The organism is uncultured Bifidobacterium sp. (genome assembly GCF_945269915.1).
In the GTDB taxonomy this organism is placed as follows: domain Bacteria; phylum Actinomycetota; class Actinomycetes; order Actinomycetales; family Bifidobacteriaceae; genus Bombiscardovia; species Bombiscardovia indica.
In genome coordinates this window covers 1-26,617 of record NZ_CALYOY010000030.1, presented here as the reverse complement: position 1 = coordinate 26,617, position 26,617 = coordinate 1, and the positions used below count along the sequence as shown (strand labels likewise).

Here is a 26,617-nt window from a genome sequence, read left to right as displayed (position 1 = left end):
TTTGGACCTAACGGTCACGGACTTTCCGTGACAGGAGGGTGTAGCACCTGGTCCGTAATGCACCCACGCGCATGGGCATGTACCGGACAGACAACTCATCAATCTACACCATCGGCGGGACCGGTACAATCGCCCTCATCAGGGTTTCTCCGTAGAATAGACACCATGATTCATGAACCGAATGCCCTGGTTTCGGTAATCATTCCGGTCTACATGGCCGAGGACTACCTGCCCGCCTGCCTCGACTCGGTACTGGCCCAGTCCAATGGGAATCTGGAGGCAATCCTGATCGACGACGGGTCGAAGGACTCCTCGCCCGCAATCTGTGACGAGTATGCTGCCAGGGACCCAAGGGTCAGGGTGGTGCATCAGCCCAACGGGGGCATAGCCCGGGCACAGAACACCGGCCTGGACCTGGCTCGGGGCGAATACATAGCCTTCGTCGACAATGATGACATTCTGGACCGCCGCAATCTCGAGCTCCTCCTCCACGCCCTGAGGAGCACGGATGCCGATATGAGCAAGGCGCGATGGCAGCAGTTCGGTCCGTCCCGCATGGATCAGATAAGGCAGAGTGCGGGGGCAGGGGCTCCCGACCCCACATCGGTCACGGTCTTCTGCAACCCGCTGGCCGCCTACCAGAATGTGTTTTGCAGGAGTCTGAGAATACTGGGCGACCTGGTCGGCAGACATGAGGAGGCACGATACCTGAATGAAGCCAACTGGTGCCGGCTGTATCGCGCCCGGGTCTGGGAGGGTATCCGCTTCCCCGAGGGACGGTTTGCCCAGGACACCGCCGTGGCGGGGCAGCTCTACAGCCGCATGGACAGGGTTGCCGATATCGATGTGAACCTGTACAACTGGCTGCAACGGCCGGATTCCGTCACCCATCGGCGGCAAAATGCCGGCTTCTACAGCGATCATGTCCAGGCCGCCCTGGAGAACATGGCCATCTGCCGCAGGGCGGGAGTGACACCGGCACGCAGTTACTACACCCTCATGGGAAACCTGCGGTACGAACAGTGGGCCATCGCCGAATCAGGGGATCAGGTGGCAGTGGAGAGACTGAACCAGGACAGGGAAAGAACAGCAGAGGCCCTGCGGGGACTCAGCCCCGCTCAACGACTTCGCTGCCAGCTCCTGCGAGGAATCAGAACCCTGGAGAAGGCCGTCTACGACAAACGCGTCAAGAACATGGCCTGACCGCTGTTCCACCCACCCTCAGGAGGGGTGCTTCATCCTGCGAATCTTGGCCATCCCGGCCCTCCACCCGCGAACCATGGATGACACCTTGGCCCGCTTGTCATCTTCCCAGATCAGAACGAAGACCAGGTCTTTGAGGAACCTCCGCAGAGACGAGGCCAGGGAATAGGTCCCGAGCTTGTAGTCGATATAGATGGCATTGCGCTGGATATAAAACTGGCGGAAGGCCGAGTGGTTCCAGATGATTGGATTTCTCCCCAGGATGTGGATGGTGCGACTCTGACCTATCTGGTGGGGCATGAGCACGGACCGACATTCCTCAATCGAATACCCTGCGGAGACCAGGCGCCTGGAGAAGTCGAAATCGACCCCGTCGATGAAGAGCCACTCGTCAAAGCCACCCAATGACCGCCAAGCCTCAACACTGGTCAGGCTTCCCGAAGTGATGCACTCATCCTCTGAACGTTTACTGTGAAAGACCGTCCCATCCCGGCGATTTTCCAGAAGAGGACACACGATGCCCACCCGCTTACCGGTGGTGTGGGCGAGATACTCGCGATATTCCTGCAGCATCGTACCGGGCGGACAAGAATCGTCATCCAGGGTCAGTACCCACCGGAAGCCCCGGTTCCCGGCCCAGGCAAAGACCTGGTTCAAGGCAGCGGCTATTCCCAGGTTCCTCCCGTTCCTGATCAGGACAAGGTTGGAATACCGTGCACACAAGGCTTCCATCGCTTCGATTCGTTCCGAACCATTGTCCACAATCACCAGGTGGCCGCACTGATCCAGGATGGACGGAATGTTGGTCTCCAAGTCTGAAAGATCAGGGTTGTAGGTCACCATCCCCGCCGCCACCGACATGGTCGAGGCATCCATTTCCCCTTCTGCGGCCATCTTCTGCTCAGTCCGCCCCATTGGCCTGTTCAACCTTGTAGAGGTTCCACTCATCGGTTTTGCCCATCTTCTCCAAATGAACCCTGGCTGAACCCAGTGTATCCAGATTCTTCTTGGTGAGGATGTGGGTGACGCCCACCTTGGGAAGGTCATCGACGGCCAGACGGACGCCGAAGTGATCCGCGCCGATATACCAGAAGGTGGAAGTCTTCTTCCCGGTCACCTCTGCATCAACGTAGGCATACCTGTTGTAGATGTGTTCCTTTCGGGCGTTGGGATCGATTTTGTGCCAGCGGTCCAGTGCGGGGAAGGCGTTGAGGGAATTGAGAGCCGGAACGCCATTGGCGATAAGCGCCTGGCCCATCACGGAATCATCGGCCAGGACAGCCACCTTACCGCCCTCCCCGGAGTCCTGATGGATGGTCTTGCTCTGCACCATCGATATGACCGGGCTGCTGGCCAGGGTTCGGGCGCCCTGCTGGACGGGGTTCACGCACCCGCCGGCCAGAACGACGACCACCAGGGAGGAGACCAGAACCTGCCTGGCGTAGGCGCGGCCGAACACGACTCCCCAGAGACCGGCCAACATGAAGAAGACGACCAGGACGAGCATGACCAGATAGAGCATCCGGAGATGGTAGGTGGATGAGAACCCGGCACCCATTGCGATCAGGAGGGAGCCGGCCAGGCAGGCGAGCATGGCGGGAACCGGCCTGCTGAGCAGTGACGTCCTCTTCGGCGACCCGTGCTCGGCAGGGGCGTTCATCCCCGCCTCAGCCACCACGGTTTCCCTCTGGCGTCTGGCTCTGGCCAATCTCAATTCCGTGACTGACCGGAAGATGAGAATCAGTTCAATCATGCCGACAGCCAGCTTCATCCTGCCCGTGGTCGCCCTGCTCATCAGGGTCAAGCGGCAGAGCCACTCGGGCAGGCCACATATTCCATAGATATAGATGAAGGCATCAGCTGCAAGAAGAGCGGCCAACAGGCCGTCCCTGGTCTTCCAGACCGCGTATATGCCCAAAAGCAATCCGACCGGGAAGAGGCTGAAGAAGAGGGCCTGCTCCGGGGCGTTCGGATGTACGTTCTGGGCCTCCAGGGGGGAGAATATGCTGGCGCCATACCCCATCAGGGCAGGAAGGATGCCTCCTCCCGTACTCAGGCGATTGCCCGGATAGACCGTGGAGCTCTCTGAACGAATGGCATCGCGCGCCTGATAAAGGGCCCCAAGCACGCAAACGACAACCACGATGCAGGCGGTGACCAGAGGCGCTGCCTGAGCGACGAAAGACCTGCCGTCGGCACTACCGGTGATTTTGGCAGCACGCTGTCCAAGACAGTAGTGGATGAGTGTCCACAGGCAGATAGCGCCAAAGGCGTAGACAAGTGGAACCTGCGAGGCCGGGTAGAGAACCATGATGAATCCCCCCAGGCAGTATGCGGCCAGGAAGCCCACCAACCACCGCATCGGGGTGGAGGGTGTCGTCAGGTACCTGGCGAAGAGAAGAACGGCACCCTGTCCGAAAATGAAGAGGTCGGCCATGCCATTGACGGCGAACCACCACTGAACGATGGGGGCGAATCCCATGAGCAGGCCGTAGGCGGCCGAGAGCCAGCGGTCATCATGGGTGAACCAGCGCCCGAATTCATAGGAGACCAGAAGGAGCAGGACCAGGCGGGCGCTCCAGAAGAAGGCCAGACCCATCTCGCTGCCCAGCACGATGAAACCCCAGAGGAAGGGCCGGAAAATCGTAGCCAAGGCCCATGCCGGCTGGGCGTAGACCATGGTCACATTCGTAGGCATGGCCCTCGGGAGGGGCGAGGTGGCGGCATAACCGCTGTAGGCCTGGGAAAAAGCGAGGGGGGTGAACACATTCCACTCATCACTCCGGATGGCTCGGGGAATGCCGAAGAGGGTGCCACGGAAGGTCTCGCCGCCCACATAGTTGGCCATGTAGGCCACTGAGGAACCGCTTATCCTGCATACCGTCAGAAGGGCGATCAGCGCGATGGCCAGGGGCCACCTGTACCGATGGGCCAGCCTCAGCAGACGCCTGCCTGGAAAGAGGAGCAGACCAAGCACCAGAAGGCACAGCAGGAAGAGGATAAGGACCCTGAACACCACACGTGAAGTGATTTGGTTGTAGAAGAGACCTGTCCCCACCGAGGTATGTTCGGTCCTGACCACCTCATGGAACATCTCCAGGTAAAGGGCGGCCACCAGCGACGAGGCAACCAGCCCCACCGCGAGGAACAGCCTGTCGAACCGCCTGCCCATTCGGATCTCGGTCATCACAGTACTCCCGCCGCAACTCATGACAGACCCTTGCGGTCCGCCTTTGAATTGAATTCCATTACCAACACAAGATGAGCTCCCAATCTATCAAGGACCTTGAACCGGGATGTGTTTCGATGGGGGTCTTGTGCAAGGGTTCTCGTACGGTCCACAGAACCTGTACCGCTGATACACTGGTCTCTTTGTGGAGCAAATAAAAGAACGACTGGTGAGCAGGTACCGGTATTCCTGGATCCTGCTCAAAGAACTGGTAAAGACGGACTTCAAGCTGCGATACGAGGGGTCCTGGCTGGGCGTCGCATGGTCGGTCCTGAAGCCGCTCATGCTCTTTGCCGTCATGTACGTGGTCTTTGTGCGCTTCCTGAAGTTCAGCGATGGAACCCCCACCTACCCCATCGTCCTGCTGTGCGGCATCAGCCTCTGGAACTTCTTCTCGGAGGCGACCACCATGGGTATGCAGTCGGTTGTCACCAAGGGAGATATCCTCCGCAAGATCAACTTCCCCAAGTACATCACCGTCGTGGCGGCAACCGTGGGTTCCCTGATCAGCCTGGCCATCAACATGGTCGTCGTCATCATCTTCGGTCTCTTTTCCCACGCACACTTCACCTGGCGCATCGTCTTCGTATTCCTGAACATCGGGGAACTCTATGTGCTGGCGCTTGGCGTATCCATGATCCTGGCCACCCTATACGTATGGTTCCGGGATATGCAACATATCTGGGAGGTGGTCCTGCAGGCCCTCTTCTATGCGGTGCCCATCATCTACCCCATCACCATGATCGAGCAGATGAGCCCGGAACACGGCAAGACCATCGCCAAGCTGATGCTGATGAACCCCGCCGCCCAGTCCATCATGGACGTGCGTCATAACCTGATCTCCCCGGAGAACGTGCCCACCGTCTGGACCATGGTCAACAGCTGGTATATCCAGATCATCCCGATTCTGATCACCGTGGTCATCTTCGGCATCGGCTTCTCGCTCTTCCGTCGGTACAACTACAAGTTTGCAGAGATTCTCTAACCATGACTCATCAAGATTCCGATATCGCCCTTCGTGTAGATCATGTCAGCAAGTCCTTCAGACTTCCGACCGAGCAGGCCAGCGGTCTGAAGCAGGCCGTTATCAACTGGACCCGTGGCATCAAGGGCTACCGCGACCAGGAAGTCCTCAAGGACATCAGCTTCACGGTGCACAAGGGCGACTTCCTGGGCATCGTCGGCAGAAACGGGAGCGGGAAGTCCACCCTGCTCAAGCTCATCTCCGGCATCTACACACCCAATTCGGGCAGCATCCAGGTACACGGCAAGCTGGTTCCCTTCATCGAGTTGGGCGTCGGGTTCAATCCCGAACTCACCGGACGGGAGAACGTCTTCCTCAATGGTGCCCTCCTGGGCTTCTCCGAAAAGGAAGTCGAGGCCATGTATGACGACATCGTCGAATTCGCCGAGCTTGAAGACTTCATGGACCAAAAGTTGAAGAACTACTCCAGCGGCATGCAGGTCCGGCTGGCCTTTTCGGTCGCCATCAAGGCCCAGGGCGACATCCTGGTCCTGGACGAGGTTCTGGCGGTCGGCGATGAAGCCTTCCAGACCAAGTGCAACAACTTCTTCAATGAAATCAAGAAGGACCGCAGCAAGACCGTCATCCTGGTTACCCATTCGATGGAGTCGGTCAAGAAATACTGCAACAAGGCGATTCTGATCCGTGACGGTCGCATCATCGTCAACGGGGACAAGGACGAGGCCGCCAACCTCTACACCCAGGAGAATCTGGAAAGCCTGAACAGCAAGTCCGGCAAGCAGGGGAAGATCGGCACCAACGGACACCCCAAGGGTCTCAACGACACGGTTCCCCTGCTCAGGTGCGTACCACAATCCAAGGTCGTCTTGACCAGCCAGGAATCATTCGAGTTCGACGTGGAGTACGAATTCACCAAGCAGGAGCCCTTCTTCATGGCCCTGTCCATGCTCGACGCGAGGCGGGGCGGGATCCCCTACGATTCAGGTACCATGAAGATGGGCGTGGGAGGCCAGGGGCGACAGAAAATGCACTTCAGCCTCCCCCTGCGTATGTTCAACAACGGGAACTACCAGATAACGGCCTCACTCCGCGTCAAGGACCCGGCCGATGAGGACCACACCAACATGGTGGCCTTCACCAACGAGGAGAATTCCTGCTCCTTCTCCATCCGCGAGGATGCCAAGGGCACCGATTACGCCCTGCTGAAATATGCGGCAGTCGACATGAAGCACGATGGACCCCATGGAATCTGACATTGAAGAGATCAAGCGCATACAAGACCTTGCTCTGAACGTATACAAGGAGTTCGTCAAGGCCTGCGACAGCCTGGGTCTGCGATACTACTCCTCGGGCGGCACCACAGTCGGTGCGTTGCTTTACCAGGGATTCATCCCCTGGGACGACGATCTGGACATCAACATGCCCCGGCCGGATTACGAGCGATTCAAGCGTGAGGCGCCCGCCATCCTGCCCTCCTGGTTGGGAATCATGGATGGACTGGAGAGCGACCACGCCGATTACCATTTCATCAAGCTCCACGACAAGCGCACAACCTATGTTTCAAACATCCTCCTGCGCTTCCCCGAGTGCTATACCGGGGTCTTCATCGACATAGAACCGATCGACGGCGCCCCGGATGCCCTGGAGCAGCGCCGATCCTGGTACAAGACGGTCGAAAAGCTCTACTGCTACGACCTCGTACGGAAGTTCGGCAAGACCTATCTCTACCCCGACACCATAGCCTGGCTGTACCCCAATCGCATCCGTCGTGCCCTGGCCTATGCCTGGATCCAGATGCACCCGCTGAAGTATTACGCCAAGCAGTACGCATCCCGGCTGGCGACCATGCGTCAATCGCACGATTTCGATGATTCGACCTATGTCACCTTCCCCCGGTACGGCATGTACCGCAGCAGGAACTTCTGGAAGACGCTGAAATCAAGCTGGGATTCCTATACCGCCGTGCCCTTCGAGGACACCACCATCCGGCTCCCCATCGGGTATGAGAACATCCTGACCAGCCAGTACGGCTTTGTTCCCAATGCGCAGACCCAGGTCAGGTATGAGGCCGAGGCCGATTCACACCATATCGCCAACGCCCTGGTGGATTTGGACAAGCCCTGTTCCTACTATCAGCAACGCCCCTGACCGGGGCCGCCAATAAGTCAGCCCCGAAGCCTCCTGCGCAGACCGTCACGTAGACGACGGTAGGTTATCAGCGGAAACCATGCCGTCCGGTAGATGACCGACTGGACCGGCTCAGGCAGGGGTCTGACGGTGTACTTGGCCACAATCCGGAGCCCCCGATGCACCTTCCTTCTCAAAGCCCGAGAGTATCGACGGGACGGCTTGATGCTCCGCCTGAGTGAATCACAGTTGGCCAGCAGGGTCTCGCCGTTGCGAGCCGGCCCCATAGCCCGGATCAGGGAATTGGTCGTGTAGAGGAGGGAGTCGACCTCCAACCTGGCGTATCGGTCATTCAGCACCCAGGCGGGGTAGTACCCCTGGGATTGAGCCACGTAGCCATTGACGCGTTCGATGGCGTGCGATATGGACCCGTCCACACCCATCTCACCCTCGGCAAGGAAGTCCTCATACTGCCAGTTGGCCGCGAACAGCGGCTTCAGGGCAGCCACCCGGAACCAGTAGCAGGACCCGATGGCCGACATGGTGGCCTTGGACTCATCCATGGGGGCACTCAGGTGCAGTCGCTGCTCAAGCAGGTTCTTGGTGTTCAGGAAGTTGGGCCCCCAATCGGCGGGCAGGGTATGCGCAAAATAGAGGGCATGATACGGCGGCAGGGGCGAGAGCATACCCAACCGAGGATTCTGTTCAAAGAGGTTCAGCACACGACGGATGAAGGGGGTGCTACCCAGGGTGTTCTCCATGAGTTTATAGGCAAACCCCTGGGTTTCGGTGCCATGATGTCCGGTTTCCTGGTTCTGGCTGGACTTCTTGTCGTGAGCGAAACCCACGACCTCATACCCCCCGTCCAGGATGACCGACTTGGCCCCCACAAGGAGGGCGGAAACATCCCGACCGCGGTTCTGGACGGGAATGAAATGCACCGGCCGCCTGAAGCCACGGGACTTGAGATACTGGTCGACCTTGTCGATCTTGTCGCTGGTCGTGGTGACGTAGATGTCGGTCTCTTCAGGAATCCTGCTGATGTACCGGTAGGTCTCATCAAGCAGATCCAGGAAGTAGATATGGTAGATGAAGGCCGATTTCATGACCGAATCGGTTACGGCGCCATTCGACTCGTTGGCCAGGATGTAAGTCAGATGAAGGGCCTTGCGAATGTCCTCAATGTTGTAATTGGGGAGGATGGCATCCCAGATCTGATCGGTCGGGTAGGTGGTATGGTCGCGCAGGTAGTCATACAGATCCATGGCGGGCTGCCCTGCGGTCTGGTCGAAAATGGTGTCATAATCCACGAAGAAGGAACGCTTCTTGAAGATCGGGCACCGGTCGTCCCTGACCAGATTCACGGGAGAATACAGGAGGGGGTAAGAGGAAACAGCCCTATACTTCTCCTCGTCCACATAGGCCGACCAGGAATACCCCAGATCGACGAAGTGGGCGGTGAAGGGAATCTCGTGCTTATGGGTCACATCGGCGTATGAGCGCCACACCGGCAGGTTCTCCCAGTACTCCTGAAAGTCGCGGGTCTGGATGAAGGACTTCCGGTAGACATGCCAGTAAGCCTGAAGGTGGGTGGGGATGAACTCGTTGTTGACGGTTTCGCTGTGGTAGGCGGTAATCCCCCAAAAGTCCACATCACGGGCATCCATCTCGGCGAACATCTCGGCGAAAGGATAGACAGGCCCCAGAACCGTGTCGTTCATGCAGATGACCTCATCATATTGAGTCAGGGCATCCCAGCCCAGGCCCAGCATGACCTCCTTGTATGCGGCGGCATCCAGACCGATGTTCTCCCGAACGATGATCCTGTCGGTGAACCGTTGGAAGAGCTCACGTGAGGGTTGGTCCATGCTCCCGTTGGCGACGACAATCAGATCCGTGACGTTACGCATCAGATCGGTCAACAGGGTTTCGATGTAGGAGGACGCGTGGCCCTTGGGATCGTAGAAGCAGAAGATGGCCAACCGCTTGACAGCGGCCTTGGTCAGCGCTGGGGAAACCCCGGCTGTGCTGCGCACCTGATCCACCAGGTCGGATGCCTCGTGAATCATCTCGGCATAGTACTCCCCGTAGAGGGCATCATTGAGGCTGGGCCAGGTAAGACCCTCCTCGATCTCCTGATAGAAGCCGAGCAATCTCCACAACTCATCCTTGACGCCGATGGCCTTGCCGTCCTTCAGCACCTGCCTGGCCCTGTCGCCGATCAGACGCGCCAACTCACCACAAGCAACCTGGCTACCCCAGGTCCTGGCGAAGGCAATCGCAGCATCATGCTCATCCTTGACGCTGACCCTCAGGACCATATCGGTGGATATGTGCCTGGGGAAGTTGCGGCAGAGCCAGGTCCAGCAATCCTGCACGTCCTGAGAATCGGAACGCTGGCAGTACTGTTCCATCTCATGGAGCGTGGCCGCAATCCCCTTGAGGTTGTGCTCGAAACAGTCAAGTGTGATTTTTTCGGTACCGGTGACGCCCCTTCCCCAGTGATACAGATATAGGGGAGCCGAATCAAAGTAGGCGTAGGTTTCGGCGGTATCGGCCAGGATGAAGAATTCGTAGGCGTCTTCGATCCTGCCCAGATTCGCTTGCGTCGTCGCGCCGAAGGCCTTCTGGAGCACATCCGTCTTGACGGCCATGGAGATAATCGACCAGGAACCCCGCTGGTGGCCGTCGCCATCCGAGAATACGGACTTGAGTATCTCCCCACCCCTGAGCAGGCCATCCGTGCGCACGTTGAAGCTGGCCTCAACGGTCTTGGCCTCCTCGACCAACTCGGGGTTCTCGGGCAGGACGGACCGGGCGAAGCGAAGCATGTCAGGCTGCTGATTCTCAGGCAGGGAGGAAAGATGGGCCTCAAGGACGGACAGGGCGTCTTCCTTCAGCTCGTCATCACCATCAAGGAAGAGCGTCCAGGCCCCCTCGGCCAAGCCCGTTCCGGTTTTCCTGGCCAGGTGCGACCCTTCCCGTTCCGTCTTGTCGACGAGAACGAACCGCGAGTCGTCGGATATGATTCCCTCAATGACGTCCCTGGTGCCATCCGTGCTGGCATCATTGATTACTATGGCCTGGAAATCCGCGAAGGTCTGGGCCTGCAGGCTTCTCAGGCACTGACCAATATAGGGTTCGACATTGCAGGCGGCAATCACCACTGAAAACTTGGGCATGGTCTCCATCTCAGTCATCCGGCCGTGAAATCACCCTGTTTTCCGCAACCTGTATGAGATGCTGGCCGTAGGGTGACTTGGCATAACGTTTGGCGGACTCCAAAAGCTGGTCTCGGGAAATCCAACGGTTCTCAAAGGCAATCTCCTCCAAGGAGGAAATCGGCAGACCCTGGGCCCTTTCTACGGTCCGGACAAACTCACCTGCCTCATAGAGCGAGTCCATGGTACCCGTATCCAGCCAGGCGTATCCACGCCCCAGGGTCATCACATTCAGGAGGCCCATCTCCAGATACATCCTGTTCAGGTCGGTGATCTCCAACTCGCCGCGTGCCGACGGCCTGACCTGCTTGGCCAGCTCAGTGACCCGGCTGTCATAGAAGTACAGACCGGTCACGGCATAGTTGGAGGCAGGGTTCTCCGGCTTCTCCACGATGGAGACGGCCTTCTTCTGCTCATCGAATTCGACGACACCATACCGCTGGGGGTCATCGACATAGTAGCCGAAGACCACAGCACCATCGATGGTTCTGGATGCCTGTCTGAGGATATTCCCCAGACCGTTGCCGTAGAAGATGTTATCGCCCAGAACCAGGGCGCAGGGTTCACCATCGATGAAGTCCTCACCGAGGATGAAGGCCTGGGCCAGCCCGTCAGGACTGGGCTGCACAGTGTAGGAGAGGTTGATGCCGAACTGTTTCCCGGAGCCGAGCAGGCGCTTGAAGTTGGGCAGGTCCTGTGGTGTGGAGATAAGCAGGATGTCCTTGATGCCCGCCATCATCAAGACGCTGAGCGGGTAGTAGATCATCGGCTTGTCGTATACAGGTAGCAACTGTTTGGATGTGACGGTGGTGAGCGGATAAAGCCTGGTACCCGACCCACCTGCAAGAATGATGCCTTTCATCGACTGCTGCCTTCCTTTGCGAACTTCATACAGACACTAGGCACAATAGGGAACAGCCTAGTACCCGACCCTTGGCACCGGAAAGGGTCGGGATGTATCTCTGCCGTTCCCCCGCATTCAGTTATGCTCAGGACTTGACCTGGCCGATGTACCTCTGCATGGAGTCTTCCCAGTCGGGAACACGGAACCCGGTTTGCTCGATCTTGTCCAGTTTCAGGGCGCTGTGAACGGGCCGGGGGGCGATCGGGGCATCGGCACCGGCGTAGTACTCCTCGGTGGTCACCGGCCGCACCTTGTCATCATTTCCATTGGTCTGTCTGAAGACCTCCTTGGCGATATCGGCCCAGGAGCGGATCCTGCCGGACCCTGTCAGATTGTAGGCGCCATAGGGCGCCTGTCCATCCAGGAGGTGGAAGATGGCCTCGGCCATGTCATCGGTGAAAGTCAATCGACCATACTGGTCATTGACGACGGTGACCTGGTCCAGGGCGTCATCCGGGTCAGCCACCTTGTCGGACAACCGCATCATGGTCCTGACAAAGTTGTTCCCCTGACCGATCACCCAGCTTGAACGGATGATGTAGTGGCGCGGTACGGCGGCCACGGCTATGTCTCCGGCGGCCTTGGTCTGCCCGTAGACATTCAGTGGGGAGAAGTCCTCGTCCTCCCCGTGCTCCTCCCGGGTTCCGTCAAAGACGTAGTCACTGGACACATGGACCAGGGTGATCTGATGACGCTGGGCCACCTGGGCCAGCAGGGAGGGACCGAGGGCATTCGCCTTCCAGGCCACCTTCCTGCCCTCTGCGGTCTCAGCCTTGTCGACGGCAGTGTAGGCGCCGGCGTTGATGATGGTGCCGTACAGGTCCCAGTCGAAACGGTCGTAGGCCCGTGAATCGGAGAAATCGAACCCGTCGATGTCGGTAAACTCGAATTCAGTCAGATTATGCTCAGTGACGTACCGCTGTATGGCTGAACCGAGCTGACCCCTGGATCCGGTGACCAGGGTGCGCTTGGGCTTCATCGGGCTGACATCCCTGAGCATGGGGTGGTTCATGTCGGCCTCGCTGCGTTCACTCTGCTCCAGCGGAATGGGCCAGTCGATGTCCAGGTCGGGATCGGCGAGATTGACAAAAGTATAGGTCTTCTTCTGCTCCAGGGACCAGTGGGCGTTGACCAGGTAGGTGTACACGGTGCCGTCCACAAGGGATTGGAAGCTGTTGCCCACACCCCTGGGCACGTAGATGGCCTTGGAAGGATCCAGGCGGGTGGTGAAGACCTGCCCGAAGGTCCGTCCGGGTCGCAGATCCACCCAGGCTCCGAAAATCTCCCCGGCACCGATGGAAATGAACTTGTCCCAGGGCTCGGCATGAATCCCTCTGGTAACACCCTTCTTGGCGTTGAAACTGATGTTGTTCTGCACAGGGCCGAAATCAGGCAGACCCAGGGAGGTCATCTTGGCTCGCTGCCAGTTTTCCTTGAACCACCCTCGGTTGTCGCCGTGCACCGGCAGGTCGAAAACCAGAAGACCGGGAATATTGGTGGTTTGCGCCTTCAGTTCCTTTTCGAATTCCATAGGCATATGTACGTCATTACCTTTCCTCGTGAATCAGAAAGCCAGGTAGGAGCATAGACCCCTCCCAGCATCCTGTTCTACCGCCCCGGGGGTTCAGTCTCACTGCCCCTGCTGGCTGTACCGGGCCTCAGTGGCGGCCTTGACAGGCTCCCACCACTGCCGATTACTGCGATACCAATCGATTGTTTCCCTCAGACCTGACTCGAAGTCCGTGTGGGCCGGAGTCCAACCCAGCTCCCTGCGGAGCTTGGAGGAGTCGATGGCATAGCGGCGATCATGGCCCGGCCGGTCCTTGACGTGGTCGAAATCGTTCTCGTCCTTGCCCATCACCCGCAGGATGTCGCGCAAGACCGTGATGTTGTCGCGCTCACCATCGGCACCGATCAGGTAGGTCTCACCCAACCTGCCCTGGGTGAGGATGGTCCATACGGCCGACGAGTGATCCTCGGTGTTGATCCAGTCCCTGACATTGAGTCCGTCACCGTACAGCTTGGGTCGGATACCCTCCAGGATATTGGTGATCTGACGGGGAATGAACTTCTCAACATGCTGATATGGACCATAATTGTTGGAGCAGTTCGAAATGGTCATCTTGAGACCAAAGGTCCTGAACCAGGCCCTGACCAGCATATCGGAGGAGGCCTTGGTCGAGGAGTAAGGGGAGGAGGGGTGGTAGGGGGTCTCCTCCGTGAACCTTGCAGGATCATCCAGGGCCAGGTCGCCGTATACCTCGTCGGTACTGACGTGATGGTAACGGATGTCGAACTTCCTGGCGGCCTGAATCAGGCGGAAGGTCCCGACCACATTGGTCTGGACAAAGGGTTCCGGATTCGCTATCGAGTTGTCATTATGAGATTCCGCCGCATAGTGCACGATGGCGTCATGCCCGGGAACCACCCGGTTCAGCAGTTCCTCATCACAGATATTCCCGTGTACGAATTCCACCCGATCCTCTGGAAGCCCTGCGATGTTCTCGATGTTGCCCGCATAAGTCAAGGCATCGATAACCGTGACGTGAACCTCGGGATGGTTCCTGACCACGTACCGCACGAAATTGGAACCGATGAAACCACAGCCACCAGTGACGATAATGTTCTTCAAGGCAAGTTTCTCTGTCATATCATCCCATGCTACTGCAAGTCGACGTCTTCACACTTGTAGGGAGCGCGGGCCAAAACACCGCATGGTCATCGGATGATGATCCCCTTGTCATAGACGACCCTGAGCAGATTCAGCATCATGACAAGAATCGATATGGCCATCCCAGAGGAGAGGATCCGGATGAGGACCCGGTCCCGGCTCTCGGCCGCCGCAAGCCGCACTTCACCTGGTTCAGGGTCGATCCGCGGAGCGAGGATCCACCTGGCCAGGAGGAGGACACTCAACAGGAGCAGGGGCATGATTGGTACGAAGTAACGATTCTGCACCCCGGCGATGTAGGGTGCCCCGACCGGGGTGAACTGAAGGTAGAGCGCCGTGGAAATGAGCACGAACATGACCAGGTACTCGAGTATGAAAGCAGAAATCACCCACCAGATGCCACTCCTCCCCTCGTTCAGAGGCCGTTCTCGAGGATCAGGCACGAACAGGGCGATGGCCATCAAGATGAGATAGATCCAGCCACATTCCAGGGAAGTCCCTCGCATGGAGAGAATGCCGAAGTTGGATACCTGGAAAAAGTCCATCATCAGGAAGAGGCTGAGTTCGTTCTTGGCATAGAAGAGGGGGTGGCCAAGGATGAATTTCTTTTGCTGGGCGGGCTTGACGGCTGAATCGAACAGGACGCCCGTATTGACACCGCCGATCTGCATATACCAGACCAGGAAGATGACCAGGGAGGCCAGGACGATGCCACCCACCCATGCCCAGGTTCGTCTTGTTCTGAGCTCGGGACGCACCATAGGGAGGAGGAGAAGCAGGAACACCAAGGGCAGGTAACTGAGTTTGGCCATCCCCATGCTCACTGACGAGACGGCCAATACGCCCCAGGTCAACCGTGATACCGGTCCTTCACGCATCCATGCAACCATGAAGGCGGTGATCAGGGCCAGGCAACAGACCGTGGTGATCGTATCCGCGGTCAAGGCCGTGTTGGTCAGAATCGTGCTGGGCAGAATGCCGAAGACGGCCATGAACCACTTGCCGACCGGGATGGCCCGTATGCAAAGGAATATGGCCAGGGCCAGGGTCAGAATCCCCCCCATCCGCATCGCAAAGATGAGCCACCAGGCGCTGTGGGTGAAGAGCCCCGCCAGGCGGAAGAACAGTACCTGGGGCAGGTAGACCAGTGGCGAATTGACAGCACTGTTGGAAAAAGCGAAACCAACCCGCTGTTCACCGAACCGATCCCCCGTAACAAGGTTGGACGCCGACCAGGCCGGGAAGGAATAGAGACTCATCAGCCCCTGATAGGACCTCATGTTCTGCACGGCCGTATGTATCAGACCGTAATCCTGGAAACCGCCATAAACCGGTTGGGAGGTGTCCGCCACTTTCGCAAGGTCGCGGTCAACCTGGGAGGCCTCGATGGTCGGCGTCACCATAACCCCATCAGCGATCTGCTCGACCCTGGCGATATGGCTAGGTTCGTCCGGGCCCGCTCCCATGGGCACCAGGAGGGTGGCAGCCGTCGAAAACACGAGGAAAAGGACAAGGAAGACCCATTCGGGTCTCAGCACAAGGTCCATGACCGATTTATGCTTGGCTCTATCTTTCATCGCTATCCCATCTGAACGGCCCGGGTACGTGCCCACACGCTTCTGCATAGCGCCTCGAAAGCGGATGCCGACGAGCACGATTCCAGTATATCGAGACAGGGATTCATAGGCACCAGGTGAAGCGCATCTTCATGGCTTCCGCCAAGACGGTCCAGGAGAAAGGCCTGAGATGGTCTCAATCGGCGGGCTGGATACCCTTCCGCTGCACAAAACGATTCTTGGCGATCCACATCAGGTGCCCGAACCCCGTCTTCAGATAACTCTGCTTGGTTTCGCCCTGCCTGATCTTCTGGGTGATTTTGACCTCACCGAAGCACCGACCCAGGTACTTATGGGCGTTGAGCTTGATCTGGGGAGACAGATTCCAATCCCCCTCGGTCAGATGGAGGGAGGGGACCACTTTTCGCTCGAAAACCCACATTCCCGAGAGGGAGTCATGAATAGTCACCCCGTACAGGAGGAACATCTCGAAGTTCAGCACCTTCACACCCATCTGCAAGGTAAATGGAATGGCCGAGTCGGGGTATCTGGTGCATGAGGCGAATTGCAGGCCGCGCTTCTCCATGGTCTGAAGAATCTGCGGAACATCTTCGACCGGATAGGTGCAATCCGAATCAGCGCACACCACGATATCGCTCTTGGAGTGCTCGATACCGGTCATATGGGCGTATCCATAACCGATCCCCGAAGCCGAACGATCATCAATCAGCATGGTAAAACGCGGATACTTCTTCTCGAGCTCCCGGCCAAGCTTGACGGTATCATCACTGGACTTGTTACTGACGCAGATTATTTCATCATAGAAATCAGGTATATCGGCAACCATTCCAGCCAGATGCCTTGCTTCATTCCGGCAAGGCATGACCAAGGAAATCGTCGACTCGTTTATCATTGCCCGTTACTCCTTTTCATGCCCTGCCCACTGCCATAACGCCCCTGAAGGAAGGGACCGGCAAGAACCGTCAGCACCACGTTCAAATCATACCGTACACGTCTGTTTCCTCTGATAGCCGGAACAACAAGCCGGATGAATGGCACAGCCGCGGGATTCTTCGCCTCCATGGTTACGGTCACCGACTTATCTGATGGTCCACTTCTGGTTGCCCTGCCCCAGGAAGGTATAGGTTATGAGGGGAGCACCGGGATTGTTGTTCATACCCGATATATCGATGGCCTTGTTGTTGGAGACGCTGAGCAAGGCATATCCCTGGGGATACTTCTGCAGGTACCAGAGCTGATTCGCTCCGTTCGTTCGTGGGTACTGGATGATTCTGCCCCCGTCACCCTGGTATCCGTACTGAATGTCCACGTACATTTGCGAGAGGACGTTCTTGATGGCATAACGGCCATTCCCCCGGTACTCCAAGATGAAGCGCTGATTATCGCAACCGTTGGGCCTCCATGTCTGCATGGCGGTCTCGGGTCTCCTGCTCTGCCCCGGCACATCCATGGTGTTGCCGCGGGCGAAGGTGCTGGAGATCTGTGCCTTGCCCGAAGGCATATTGGCTGCCTGCATGAGCCTGAAACGCTGGTTTCTCCCCCCGTTCGGAGACCATATCTCGAGCTTGGAGCCGGGAGACGAACTCCCGCAGGTGATATCGAGAACCAGGCTCCTCCCGTTGCCCAGGGCGGAGACGATATAGACATACCCATCAGCCGTCTTGTAGAAGGACCATCGCTGGTTGGCCCCGGAATTCAGGGAATACTGGATGATTGAGGTCCCCCGCTGCATGGATCCGCCCCTGATGTCCAGGGACTTGCCCGAGTTCTTGGAGATGATGGTGTATGTACCGTTTCCGACCGGCTTGACATGATACAGCTGGTTGGCCCCATTCGTTGGCAGCCAGATGACCGCCTGGGCTCCGTCATTCAAGCTGCCGCCTTCGATATCCAGATACCTGTCGGCAAAGGCAGACCCGATGTAGTAGTCGCCCTCGGTGATGTCGGTCAGCCTGTCAGAGGGCGAGAGGACCACCCCACCCGTAACGGCATCCTTGTTGCCACAGGCGTTCAAGTCCACCCTTCCGGAGATGCCGCCGACCCTGCCATCATCCGCGTACTGCCAGCAGCGCTGGTTGGCGGGGAAGTTGAAACCCGTACGCGAACCGTAACTGGCCACCCAGTGGGTCTTGGAACGGATGTTGCCGCTGTTCAGGGCCGAGTTCAGATAAAAGGTGTAGGAGTAGACCGAGAGCTTGTTGTAACCCGCGGACTGGAGCCGGTTGTACCAGGCGTTGACGATGCCGTCATACACGGCCGGGGAGGTCGGCGGCGCATGACCGGCCCAGACCCAGTTCTCCAGGTCGTAATAGACCGGGTAGGCCAGATCGCCGGGACTCACACCTGCGCGGCGCAGGAGGTCCACCGTGCCATCGCCTTCAGCCCAGCCGGTATTGCCGTCGTAGGCGTAGGAGTAGAGGTAGATGCCGAAGGGGATGCCCAAACGCTTGCACTCTTTGATGTTGTACAGGGCCGTATTGTCGTAGCCGTTCCCCCATCCGTATCCGATGCGGATGATGGCCCCCTCGACACCTGAATTGCGGGCGGCCGTCCAGTCGATTCGTCCCTGCCACTGTGACACGTCGACGACACCCTTGGCCTGCTGGGCGAAGAGGGTGCCGTTGCCTTCAAAGAAGGCCTGGGTGCCCTGATAGGTACCCCAGTGCGCCCCATATCCGTTGTTGCCCAAGGCCATGGGCTTCGCCACGGCCCCGGACCTGCCCTGCGGGTGATAGACACCATCGTGCACCGCTGCGGATTGATCCCCGCCGGTCTGCTCATGGGCGGCGGCCGGTTTGGCTGACCGGGTCCGGGCGGACTGGTCCAGCTGCTCCTTGACCTCCTTGACGGGAACCGGGATGAAGCTCCTCCCCCCGGTCTTGGCCAGAGGGTCGGCCGGACGGTCCGGGGTGCCGACCACCGTCTTATCGGTCACGGGCTCGCCGGTGCTGATGTCCTTGACGTCACCCTGGTCGGTCACGGCCACATTCTTGGCCACCACTGTGGCGTTTTCAGGGATGGAGTCATCAATGGAGTCGGGGAGCATGTCCTGGGGAATGGCGTCCCCTGTCTCGGATGTGGCGGCATAGGTCTGATCACCCGACCGGCCTTCCAGCCCGGCCGCCTGGGCCCGATGCACGCCCGTGAACGGTACGAAGACCAAGAGGGCCAGGGCGGTTCCGACCGCGCAGGCCCTGCCCAGATGCCTTTCCCATCGCATCCCCGACTCTGACACCAGTCACACTCCTTGTTCCGGCGACCAATCGGTCCCCATGAGGCGAGGCAACCCCACCATCGAAAACCTTCACAGGTCGCGTCTCATCAGGTTCTCAGACTACTCGCGCTTCCGCATGAAGCCACGACCCAGCAAGGAAGAGAACGAAAGATTCGCAAACCATGTCACCCATACCTCCAGGCAGAGGGGGCCGCCATGATCCGCCTGCGCTCCCTCCCATCCCCCATGCAGAGGGGCCGGCACCTTGGCGTAGCCAGTCTTATCTGCAAAAAGGGTCCAGGGACACCAAGTATTCCCTGTGCAGGCGGACCGGGGAGAGGACCGGTGCCCTCTTACCTGCAGGCGAACCGGTAGAGGGCCCAAGGCTCTCCGTCACCGGCGGGTGTGCCGAAGTCCTCCACCTTCTGCATGGCCCCCGAGCGGACATAGCCGTCGATCAGTTCCTGCTTGTGGAAGGGGTCGTACTGGGCCTTGTAGGTGAACATCTGCAGGTCGGGCGCCTGGGGCCCCATGGTCAGGAAGTACTTCGGGGCCCTGCCGGCACCACCGGGACCGTGCCGGGTATAGCTGGGGTCCACCGGGCAGACCGTGGCCAGGAGGCGGTCCGAGTCGCCGGAGTCGAAGGAGAGCTCGACCTCCCCGAAGACCTTGCCGTTCTTGGTGTCCATGGGGTTGTAGACCGGATAGAGCATGTTGAGGCCATACAGGGTCATTCCATACATGGACCCGTTCATGGGGTCGGAAATGATCACCGCATCATCCTGGCCGACCCGATCCCTGATGGTGGTCAGCACCCTGAACTTGGCCCTGGTCAATTGCGCGTGCGGGTCGTCCCTGTCCAGGACGGCATTGGCCTCGGCCTGTCGGGCCAGGTCCACCCTGATGGGGTTGGACACGTTCCCGGCCACAACCAGGGCAAGGGAGAGCGCGGCGACCCCGAGCACCCTCGAAGGCCGGTCCCGGACCAGGCCAGAGGACCACCCTGCAACCAGATTCGCTTCACCGGAATCATCCGATGCCACGGCCGATTCGTCCGTCGGCTGGGCCTCCTCCGCGCGCCTCCACCTCACCGGGTGCGGATCCAGAAGGCATCGGGCCCCAAAGACCAGAAGGGGAATGATCGCCAGGGGCAGCATGGCCAGGGGTCTGGTCTCCCCCCGATACCAGGCGGCGGTCAGAATATTGGCCAAGGGGCCGGAAACCGCAGCGCTGCACACATAAATCACTCCGACCAGAAGGAAGGAGAGGACCAGCGACAGCCCCTCCCGGAAACGCCGACCGCTCAGCAGGAGCGAGGCGGCCAGAGCCAGGCAGACGCACACCGCCATGATCAGACCGGCCGGCCCTGACAGGTTCCCCGCGAAGAGGACACCCAGGGCACCCGGCAGGCTCCTGGTCGGTTGGAAGGTATGGAACCAGGTGGACGGGTGCAGGTAGTTCTTCCCGTGATCCCGGTACATGACATAGGCGGCGAACAGGGCCGCAGCCAGGCAGCCGCATCCTGCCGTACAGGCGATGAACTTCCAGGAGAGCCTGAAGAGGATGAAGAAGACCATCAACACCACATAGGTGAAGGCGATCCGCGGGTGGGCCAGCAGGATCAGGATGACCAGCACCAGGTTGACCGGCACCCGGAAGCCCAGACCCCTGTCCCCGCGATCCCGCTTCCCCCGATCCGCGATCGCATCGATCAGCCTCAGCCCGGCATAGAGGGAGAAGGGCAGGAGGGAAGTGGCCAACCCATAGGCGAAGAGCGGCCCCGCGTCGAAGAACCAGAACGGGAAGGCGGCCGATGTAACCGAAAGGATCGGCACCGTGAGGCACATCCCCGCAACCTGCGGCCTGGGCAGATCGGAGAAGAAGTAGGAGCACCAGAGCAGCATCCCCGCCGGGAAGACCAGACCCGAGGTGATGATCCAAACCAGGTTGAGGCCGGTGAAGATGTTGACGGAGATACCAAAAAGACCGGCCACCTTGATGAGGCCACAGACCAGGAGGTGGAAGAGGGGTGGATAGAAGGAATCGTTGGGGTTCAGCTCGAAGGCGACCGAGAGCCCGTCCCTGAGGAGTTTGCGGATGAAGTAGTAGTGGGAGGGGGCATCGATCGCCTGGATGGGAAGGTTCCACATCTCCCAGGTCTTGGGAAACCAGGCGATGACCAGCCCAAGGGCCATGACCACCCCGGCCAAAGAGGCCATGGGGACCATCCAGGTGGACCTGGAGAATCCGGGCCGGGTCGTGCGGGAGAGAGCGGCATCAGAAGGAAGGCCCAACCCGACCGGCTTGGCCGAGTCTGCCGCGTCGACTGTCCGAGACGTCATATCCATCCTCCTGTAGGGCCACAACTGCATATGAGACTACACGCAGGTCGCCCCCCCCCCGGCACCCTCCGCCCGGACAGGACCGCGCCTGCAATCCGGGGAGATACGATTACCGAATAATGACAAACCACACCTGAAAGGTTCATGGGCATGTCGAATTTCATTGCGGTTATCTCCCTGATCGGCGACTGGCTGCTCTTTTCCTTCCCGCTCTATCAGGGACTGATGGAGCTCAGGGAGTTCAAGGCACTGCTGGAGGAATTCGAGCAGATCAGCAAGCGCTGGAAGCCGGTCTCCCCCTGGTGGTGGCTGATTCCGCCCCTCAAGGTCCATAAGGAGCGTATGCGCGGCAACAATATCCTCCGTGAGGCGGCCGATACCAAACACGAGCGCCGCCAGGCCGTCAATTTCCTGGATAAGGCCACGGCCTGGTACTTCGTGGCCCTGGCCGGCTGGCTGAAGATGATTACCTCCGCCTACGAGCTCCTGGAGCAGTACGAGGTCGAAAACGTCTGGATCCTGGCCGGCCTGGTGATCGTCCTGACCGCTGGCGGCATCTTCAACGCCCACTACCGGATCGATTCCAAGCGGGTGGCCAAGAAGGAGGCGGAGCTCGATTCCGGTCCGGAACGGGTGGAGGCCTAGGAGGCCCACACCCTACCTGCTTGGCGCATCCGGCCCCGCGAAAGGGGATTCAGGCCCGACCTGTGCCAGGTGAACCGACCTGGATCAAGGCCGCCTGGGCCAACCCCAACCTCAATTCGTCTCTCCCGTCCGGAGCAGTTCGATCTGGACGATCTTCTGAGTCGGTCACCAACCGCAGGATGACCGGATCCTCCTCGCGCCTCTTGCAGACCACCTGGAGCAGGCTCCCCGGCCCGATTCCGTGGTCACTCAGGTATCTGAGCATCCCGGAATCCTCGTCGCTGACCCGGTGGACCCGGACGGTGCGGCCCTCCTCCACCTGGGAGAGTGGTTTCGTCCGGGGAATGTCGGGGATGGTCCCCGCTTCGGTCGGTATGGCATCGCCGTGCGGATCCTGGGTGGGATGATGCAGGTATCGGTCGATCTTCTCGATCATCTTGTCGGAGACGGCGTGCTCCAGGGCATCGGCCTCCTCGTGCACCTCGTCCCAGCTGTAATCAAGCACCTCCACCAGGAAGGTCTCCAGAAGGCGGTGTCGGCGGACCATGGTGACGGCCGAGCGCCTTCCGGCCGGGGTCAGTCCCACCTTCCTGTATGGCTTGTGCTCCACCAGACCGGCATCGACCAGGCGGGAGAGCGCGCCGGAGACGGTCGACTGCTTCATCCCCGTCCGCTCCGCCACGGCGGTTGGCTGGACCGGGCCGTCGTCCCACTCCTGCAGGTCCCAGATGACCTTCAGATAGTCCTGGGCATTGGCGGAAAGCTGCGTGACATCCATGTTGCATAGTGTATATCAAGGTGATTCATGGCCTTTCGTCTGCGTGCCCGAGCGGGATTGACCCCACTTCCGGGAATGTACACACATGGGGTTGCAACCAATCTTGGGAAGGTGAGCGGTCCGGGCAACGCTGGCGGCCTGCCACGATGTCGGCAGGGTCACAGCTTGGTCACTTCAAAGGTATGGAAATATTCATGTGACAGCATTAAACTTCTAAGGGTCGAAGTTTTACGTCGATCGGTAAACAGGTCAGACTCAAGGAAGGCGCCATGCTGAAATCAGAGGCAAGACAGGCAGTGGAGTCCCTGCCCCATAAAAGCACCGGGCAGGCCGACCACAATCGGGGTCACTCCATCGTCGAGACCGCCAACGGACGCTCCCTGGAGGAGATCAACGCCACGGTGGCGGTGCCCAAGTCCGGCGCCTCCTTCTGGAGGAATCTGGCCGCCTTCTCAGGCCCCGGAGCCCTGGTGGCCGTGGGCTACATGGACCCAGGCAACTGGATCACATCCATAGGCGGAGGGGCCCAGTACGGCTACCTCCTCATGAGCGTCATCCTGATTTCCAGTCTGATTGCCATGATGCTCCAATACATGTCGGCCAAGCTGGGCATCGTGACCGGCCTGGACCTGGCCCAGGCCACTCGGCTGCACACCGGGCGCAAACTCAGCTTCCTCCTCTGGATCTGTACCGAGCTGGCCGTCATGGCCACCGATATCGCCGAGGTGATCGGCGGGGCCATAGCCCTGAAGCTCCTCTTCGGCATCCCTCTGGTCCTGGGTGTGGCCCTGACCGTCCTGGACGTCCTGATCCTCCTCCTGCTGACCAGAATCGGATTCCGACGGATCGAAGCCATCGTGGCCACCCTGATCCTGGTCATCATGGCGGTCTTCGTCTACGAGGTGGTTCTGGCCCGGCCCAACGTCCCGGCCATGTTCGAGGGATTCGTCCCCAATCCGGCAATCCTGGGCAGAGGGCAGCTGACCATGGCCCTGGGCATCGTCGGTGCCACGGTCATGCCCCACAATCTCTACCTCCATTCCTCCATCGTCCAGACCCGCGATTTCGACCGGAATGACGACAGTCAGGTCTCCAAGGCGGTCCGGTTCGCCACCTGGGATTCCAACATCCAGCTCACCGCCGCCTTCATCGTCAACTGCCTCCTCCTGGTCCTGGGAGCCGCCATGTTCTTCGGCCACGGCGAGGGGCTGGACACCTTCACCTCCCTCTACAACGCCCTGGGCGACAAGACCATCGCCGGACCGGTGGCATCCGGCCTCCTCTCCACCCTGTTCGCGGTGGCCCTCCTGGCCTCCGGACAGAACTCGACCATCACCGGCACCCTGACCGGGCAGATCGTCATGGAGGGCTTCATCCGCATGCGGATTCCCCTCTGGCTGCGCCGCCTGGTCACCCGCGTGATCTCCATCATCCCCGTCCTTGTCTGCACCATAGCCTTTGGTGGAAAGGAATCCGCCCTGGACAGCCTCCTGGTCTATTCCCAGGTCTTCCTCTGCGTGGCCCTGCCCATCTCCATGGTCCCCCTGGTCTGGTTCACCTCCTCCCGGAAGATCATGGGGAAGTACGCCAACCCACGATGGATGGCCTTCCTCGCCTGGATCATCGTGGCGGTCCTGACCGGGCTGAATCTCCAGCTGGTCATCCAGGACGTGGGCGAACTGATGCAGATGCTCTGAATGATGCAGATACTCTGAAATGGCCTGCCGTCCTTCCCAGACGGATGGAGGCAGTGCCCCGGCGACTTTCAGGCGACCAGTTCCCCGATAAACCGCATCCTCATATGTGACCTATTCGAATCGTGACATATCCGACGGTTATATAGCGTGCATATCCATCATTTCCTTTTCCCTGACGGATAGTGTGGATGGCATCGGGACGTCACAAGAGTCCCGCATCAGCGACCGACGAGTCGACCTGGAGCGGGGTCGCAGACCCGGTCCGTGAGGGGATCCATCGATCGTCCACGTCCAAGGACGTCAAGGGAATCGAGCAGGTATGAACGATAGACTCACCACCAATGAGGGGCAACCCTGGGGCGACAACAACCACAGCCAGACGGCCGGCACCCGCGGGCCGGTTCTTCTGCAGGACTACCAGCTCCTGGAGAAGCTGGCCCACTTCAACCGCGAGCGCATACCCGAGCGGGTGGTCCACGCCAAGGGGGCCGGGGCCAAGGGGACCTTCACCCTGACCAAGGACATGAGCGCCTACACCAAGGCCGACGTATTCAACGGGGCGGGCAAGACCACCCCCATCCTCCTGCGCTTCTCCCAGGTGGCCGGCGAATCGGGCTACCCCGACACCCTGCGCGACGTGCGCGGCTTCGCCCTGCGCTTCTACACCCAGGAGGGCAACTATGACGTGGTGGGCAACAACACCCCCGTCTTCTTCGTCAACGACCCCCTGAAGTTCCCCGACTTCATCCACTCCCAGAAGCGCGACCCGGCCACCCACCTGCGCAGCCAGGAGATGCAGTGGGACTTCTGGTCCCACTCCCCCGAGACGGTCCACCAGGTGACCTATCTGATGGGCGACCGGGGCAACCCGGCCAGCTACCGGACCATGAACGGCTACGGGAGCCACACCTTCAAGTGGGTGAACGCCCAGGGTGGGCAGTTCTGGGTCAAGTACCACTTCCTGAGCGAGCAGGGCGTGGAGAACATGACCAACGAGACCGCCGCCAAGGCCGCCTCCGAGGACACGGACTACCTCCTGCACGACCTCTACGACGCCATCGACCGGGGCGACTACCCCAAGTGGAAGGTCTGCGTGCAGATCCTGCCCTACCAGGAGGGCCTGGACTACAAGGACGACATCTTCGACGTGACCAAGGTGGTCTCCAAGAAGGATTACCCCCGCATCGAAATCGGCGAGTTCGTCCTGGACACCAACCCCGCCAACTACTTCGATGACGTGGAGGAGGCGGCCTTCTCGCCCGCAAACTTCGTGCCCGGCATCGAACCCTCGCCCGACAAGCTCCTCCAGGGTCGCCTCTTCGGCTACAAGGATGCCGAACGCTACCGTCTGGGCGCCAACTACGAGCAGCTGCCCATCAACCGCCCCGTCAACGAGGTCCACAACTACGAGCGCGACGGTTTCATGGCCCAGGGTCAGGACGGTTCGGTCAACTACGAACCCAACAGCAAGGGTGGCCCCGTGGAGGACCATGATGCGCGCATGCACGGGGATGCCGTCCAGGGGCAGACCGAGTACTCCCGCCCCTATGACACGGACTACTACTCCGCAGCCGGCCGCCTCTACAGGCTGATGAGCCCGGAGGAGAAGGACCGTCTGATCGAGACCATCAAGGGGGCCCTGGGTTCCGTTGATGACCAGGAGATCAAGGTCCTGGAGACCAGGCAGTTCTACCTGGCCGACCCTGACTACGGTCAGCGCGTGGCCGAGGCCCTGGGTCTCCCCATGGACCAGATCCGGTAATTGCCGGGCCGCACCGGACGGGGACTGGACAGGCGTCGACTTCACGCCGCGCTGACTGGCCCCCTTCCGCCCCTCGTGTTATTATGGCAAAGTTGCGATTCGCAGCCGTCCCTGCTCCCTGAGCGCATGGCCAGGAATCGCCTGGAGGATTCGCCTAGTGGTCTATGGCGCACGCTTGGAAAGCGTGTTGGGTTCACGCCCTCACGAGTTCGAATCTCGTATCCTCCGCCACCGGAAAACCCGGACCGCGGTCCGGGTTTTT

At 59.6% G+C, this 26,617-nt stretch carries 18 protein-coding genes and 1 tRNA gene; 8 read left to right on the top strand and 11 right to left on the bottom strand.

Going from position 1 to position 26,617, the window contains the following annotated elements; translation table 11 throughout:
- Window positions 1-165 precede the first annotated feature (165 nt).
- A complete protein-coding gene (locus Q0K62_RS06465; RefSeq protein ID WP_297317157.1) occupies window positions 166-1,203 on the top strand; it encodes a glycosyltransferase family 2 protein in 1,038 nt (345 codons plus the stop codon).
- 18 nt (window positions 1,204-1,221) lie between these two features.
- On the opposite strand, the gene Q0K62_RS06460 is transcribed toward Q0K62_RS06465, so the two are convergent.
- Together Q0K62_RS06460 and Q0K62_RS06455 are read right to left on the bottom strand one after the other, a co-directional pair.
- Window positions 1,222-2,118 carry a glycosyltransferase family 2 protein gene (locus tag Q0K62_RS06460; RefSeq protein ID WP_366515892.1) on the bottom strand — a complete coding sequence of 299 codons (897 nt, stop codon included), beginning with the start codon at window positions 2,116-2,118 and terminating at the stop codon, window positions 1,222-1,224.
- On the bottom strand, window positions 2,105-4,390 hold the full coding sequence (locus tag Q0K62_RS06455) for a hypothetical protein (RefSeq protein ID WP_297317156.1): 2,286 nt from the start codon (window positions 4,388-4,390) through the stop codon (window positions 2,105-2,107). The genes Q0K62_RS06460 and Q0K62_RS06455 overlap by 14 nt, the downstream gene beginning before the upstream one ends.
- 187 nt (window positions 4,391-4,577) lie before the next feature.
- On the opposite strand from Q0K62_RS06455, the gene Q0K62_RS06450 reads away from it, so the two are divergent.
- From Q0K62_RS06450 to Q0K62_RS06440, 3 genes are read left to right on the top strand one after another with little or no spacing between them, the layout of a single operon-like run.
- Entirely contained in the window at window positions 4,578-5,417 is an 840-nt protein-coding gene (locus tag Q0K62_RS06450) for an ABC transporter permease (RefSeq protein WP_297317155.1), read from the top strand.
- A 2-nt stretch (window positions 5,418-5,419) separates the two neighbouring features.
- Window positions 5,420-6,670, top strand: a complete 1,251-nt coding sequence (locus tag Q0K62_RS06445) for an ABC transporter ATP-binding protein (RefSeq protein WP_297317154.1) — start codon at window positions 5,420-5,422, stop codon at window positions 6,668-6,670.
- Window positions 6,660-7,565 (top strand): LicD family protein, encoded by a 906-nt coding sequence (locus Q0K62_RS06440; RefSeq protein WP_297317153.1) that lies wholly within the window; start codon window positions 6,660-6,662, stop codon window positions 7,563-7,565. The genes Q0K62_RS06445 and Q0K62_RS06440 overlap by 11 nt, the downstream gene beginning before the upstream one ends.
- A 17-nt stretch (window positions 7,566-7,582) precedes the next feature.
- On the opposite strand, the gene Q0K62_RS06435 is transcribed toward Q0K62_RS06440, so the two are convergent.
- The 8 genes from Q0K62_RS06435 to Q0K62_RS06400 all read right to left on the bottom strand — a co-directional run bounded on the left by Q0K62_RS06435 (window position 7,583) and on the right by Q0K62_RS06400 (window position 21,473).
- Complete coding sequence (locus Q0K62_RS06435) at window positions 7,583-10,726, bottom strand: rhamnan synthesis F family protein (protein ID WP_297317152.1); 3,144 nt, start codon at window positions 10,724-10,726, stop codon at window positions 7,583-7,585.
- A gap of 10 nt (window positions 10,727-10,736) precedes the next feature.
- The gene (gene rfbA / locus Q0K62_RS06430; RefSeq protein ID WP_267430760.1) at window positions 10,737-11,627 is read right to left on the bottom strand and encodes a glucose-1-phosphate thymidylyltransferase RfbA; all 891 of its coding nucleotides are present in this window, start codon (window positions 11,625-11,627) and stop codon (window positions 10,737-10,739) included.
- Between the two features lie 127 nt (window positions 11,628-11,754).
- Window positions 11,755-13,206, bottom strand: a complete 1,452-nt coding sequence (locus Q0K62_RS06425; RefSeq protein ID WP_297317151.1) for a bifunctional dTDP-4-dehydrorhamnose 3,5-epimerase family protein/NAD(P)-dependent oxidoreductase — start codon at window positions 13,204-13,206, stop codon at window positions 11,755-11,757.
- Between the two features lie 93 nt (window positions 13,207-13,299).
- Complete coding sequence (gene rfbB / locus Q0K62_RS06420; protein WP_297317150.1) at window positions 13,300-14,319, bottom strand: dTDP-glucose 4,6-dehydratase; 1,020 nt, start codon at window positions 14,317-14,319, stop codon at window positions 13,300-13,302.
- Between the two features lie 68 nt (window positions 14,320-14,387).
- On the bottom strand, window positions 14,388-15,917 hold the full coding sequence (locus Q0K62_RS06415; protein ID WP_297317149.1) for a DUF2142 domain-containing protein: 1,530 nt from the start codon (window positions 15,915-15,917) through the stop codon (window positions 14,388-14,390).
- A gap of 175 nt (window positions 15,918-16,092) precedes the next feature.
- On the bottom strand, window positions 16,093-16,779 hold the full coding sequence (locus Q0K62_RS06410; RefSeq protein ID WP_297317158.1) for a glycosyltransferase family 2 protein: 687 nt from the start codon (window positions 16,777-16,779) through the stop codon (window positions 16,093-16,095).
- A 216-nt stretch (window positions 16,780-16,995) separates the two neighbouring features.
- Entirely contained in the window at window positions 16,996-19,152 is a 2,157-nt protein-coding gene (locus tag Q0K62_RS06405; protein ID WP_297317148.1) for an RICIN domain-containing protein, read from the bottom strand.
- 332 nt (window positions 19,153-19,484) lie between these two features.
- A complete protein-coding gene (locus tag Q0K62_RS06400; protein WP_297317147.1) occupies window positions 19,485-21,473 on the bottom strand; it encodes a DUF6541 family protein in 1,989 nt (662 codons plus the stop codon).
- Between the two features lie 150 nt (window positions 21,474-21,623).
- Between Q0K62_RS06400 and Q0K62_RS06395 the strand changes: the two genes are divergently transcribed.
- Window positions 21,624-22,118: a hypothetical protein gene (locus tag Q0K62_RS06395; RefSeq protein WP_297317146.1), complete on the top strand. Its 495-nt coding sequence runs from the start codon at window positions 21,624-21,626 to the stop codon at window positions 22,116-22,118.
- Between the two features lie 49 nt (window positions 22,119-22,167).
- Here Q0K62_RS06395 and Q0K62_RS06390 read toward each other — a convergent pair whose 3' ends face one another.
- Window positions 22,168-22,896, bottom strand: coding sequence for a metal-dependent transcriptional regulator (locus tag Q0K62_RS06390; RefSeq protein ID WP_297317145.1), 729 nt, complete (start codon window positions 22,894-22,896; stop codon window positions 22,168-22,170).
- Between the two features lie 269 nt (window positions 22,897-23,165).
- On the opposite strand from Q0K62_RS06390, the gene Q0K62_RS06385 reads away from it, so the two are divergent.
- The 3 genes from Q0K62_RS06385 (at window position 23,166) to Q0K62_RS06375 (ending at window position 26,586) form a co-directional block, all read left to right on the top strand.
- Entirely contained in the window at window positions 23,166-24,593 is a 1,428-nt protein-coding gene (locus Q0K62_RS06385) for an Nramp family divalent metal transporter (protein ID WP_297317144.1), read from the top strand.
- Window positions 24,594-24,912: 319 nt separating this feature from the next.
- A complete protein-coding gene (locus Q0K62_RS06380) occupies window positions 24,913-26,355 on the top strand; it encodes a catalase (protein ID WP_297317143.1) in 1,443 nt (480 codons plus the stop codon).
- Window positions 26,356-26,498: 143 nt separating this feature from the next.
- Window positions 26,499-26,586 (top strand) — tRNA-Ser (locus Q0K62_RS06375).
- The last annotated feature ends 31 nt before the right edge of the window (window positions 26,587-26,617 follow it).

Excerpts from the sequence above, each read along its gene's own strand:
- Q0K62_RS06415 (WP_297317149.1), bottom strand. The coding sequence starts at position 15,917 with ATGAAAGATAGAGCCAAGCATAAATCGGTCATGGACCTTGTGCTGAGA.
- Q0K62_RS06445 (WP_297317154.1), top strand. The coding sequence starts at position 5,420 with ATGACTCATCAAGATTCCGATATCGCCCTTCGTGTAGATCATGTCAGC.
- Q0K62_RS06395 (WP_297317146.1), top strand. The coding sequence starts at position 21,624 with ATGTCGAATTTCATTGCGGTTATCTCCCTGATCGGCGACTGGCTGCTC.
- rfbA (WP_267430760.1), bottom strand. The coding sequence starts at position 11,627 with ATGAAAGGCATCATTCTTGCAGGTGGGTCGGGTACCAGGCTTTATCCG.
- Q0K62_RS06425 (WP_297317151.1), bottom strand. The coding sequence starts at position 13,206 with ATGCCTATGGAATTCGAAAAGGAACTGAAGGCGCAAACCACCAATATT.
- Q0K62_RS06435 (WP_297317152.1), bottom strand. The coding sequence starts at position 10,726 with ATGCCCAAGTTTTCAGTGGTGATTGCCGCCTGCAATGTCGAACCCTAT.
- Q0K62_RS06390 (WP_297317145.1), bottom strand. The coding sequence starts at position 22,896 with ATGGATGTCACGCAGCTTTCCGCCAATGCCCAGGACTATCTGAAGGTC.
- Q0K62_RS06385 (WP_297317144.1), top strand. The coding sequence starts at position 23,166 with ATGCTGAAATCAGAGGCAAGACAGGCAGTGGAGTCCCTGCCCCATAAA.
- Q0K62_RS06440 (WP_297317153.1), top strand. The coding sequence starts at position 6,660 with ATGGAATCTGACATTGAAGAGATCAAGCGCATACAAGACCTTGCTCTG.
- Q0K62_RS06460 (WP_366515892.1), bottom strand. The coding sequence starts at position 2,118 with ATGGGGCGGACTGAGCAGAAGATGGCCGCAGAAGGGGAAATGGATGCC.
- Q0K62_RS06400 (WP_297317147.1), bottom strand. The coding sequence starts at position 21,473 with ATGACGTCTCGGACAGTCGACGCGGCAGACTCGGCCAAGCCGGTCGGG.
- Q0K62_RS06410 (WP_297317158.1), bottom strand. The coding sequence starts at position 16,779 with ATGCCTTGCCGGAATGAAGCAAGGCATCTGGCTGGAATGGTTGCCGAT.
- rfbB (WP_297317150.1), bottom strand. The coding sequence starts at position 14,319 with ATGACAGAGAAACTTGCCTTGAAGAACATTATCGTCACTGGTGGCTGT.
- Q0K62_RS06380 (WP_297317143.1), top strand. The coding sequence starts at position 24,913 with ATGAACGATAGACTCACCACCAATGAGGGGCAACCCTGGGGCGACAAC.
- Q0K62_RS06455 (WP_297317156.1), bottom strand. The coding sequence starts at position 4,390 with ATGACCGAGATCCGAATGGGCAGGCGGTTCGACAGGCTGTTCCTCGCG.
- Q0K62_RS06465 (WP_297317157.1), top strand. The coding sequence starts at position 166 with ATGATTCATGAACCGAATGCCCTGGTTTCGGTAATCATTCCGGTCTAC.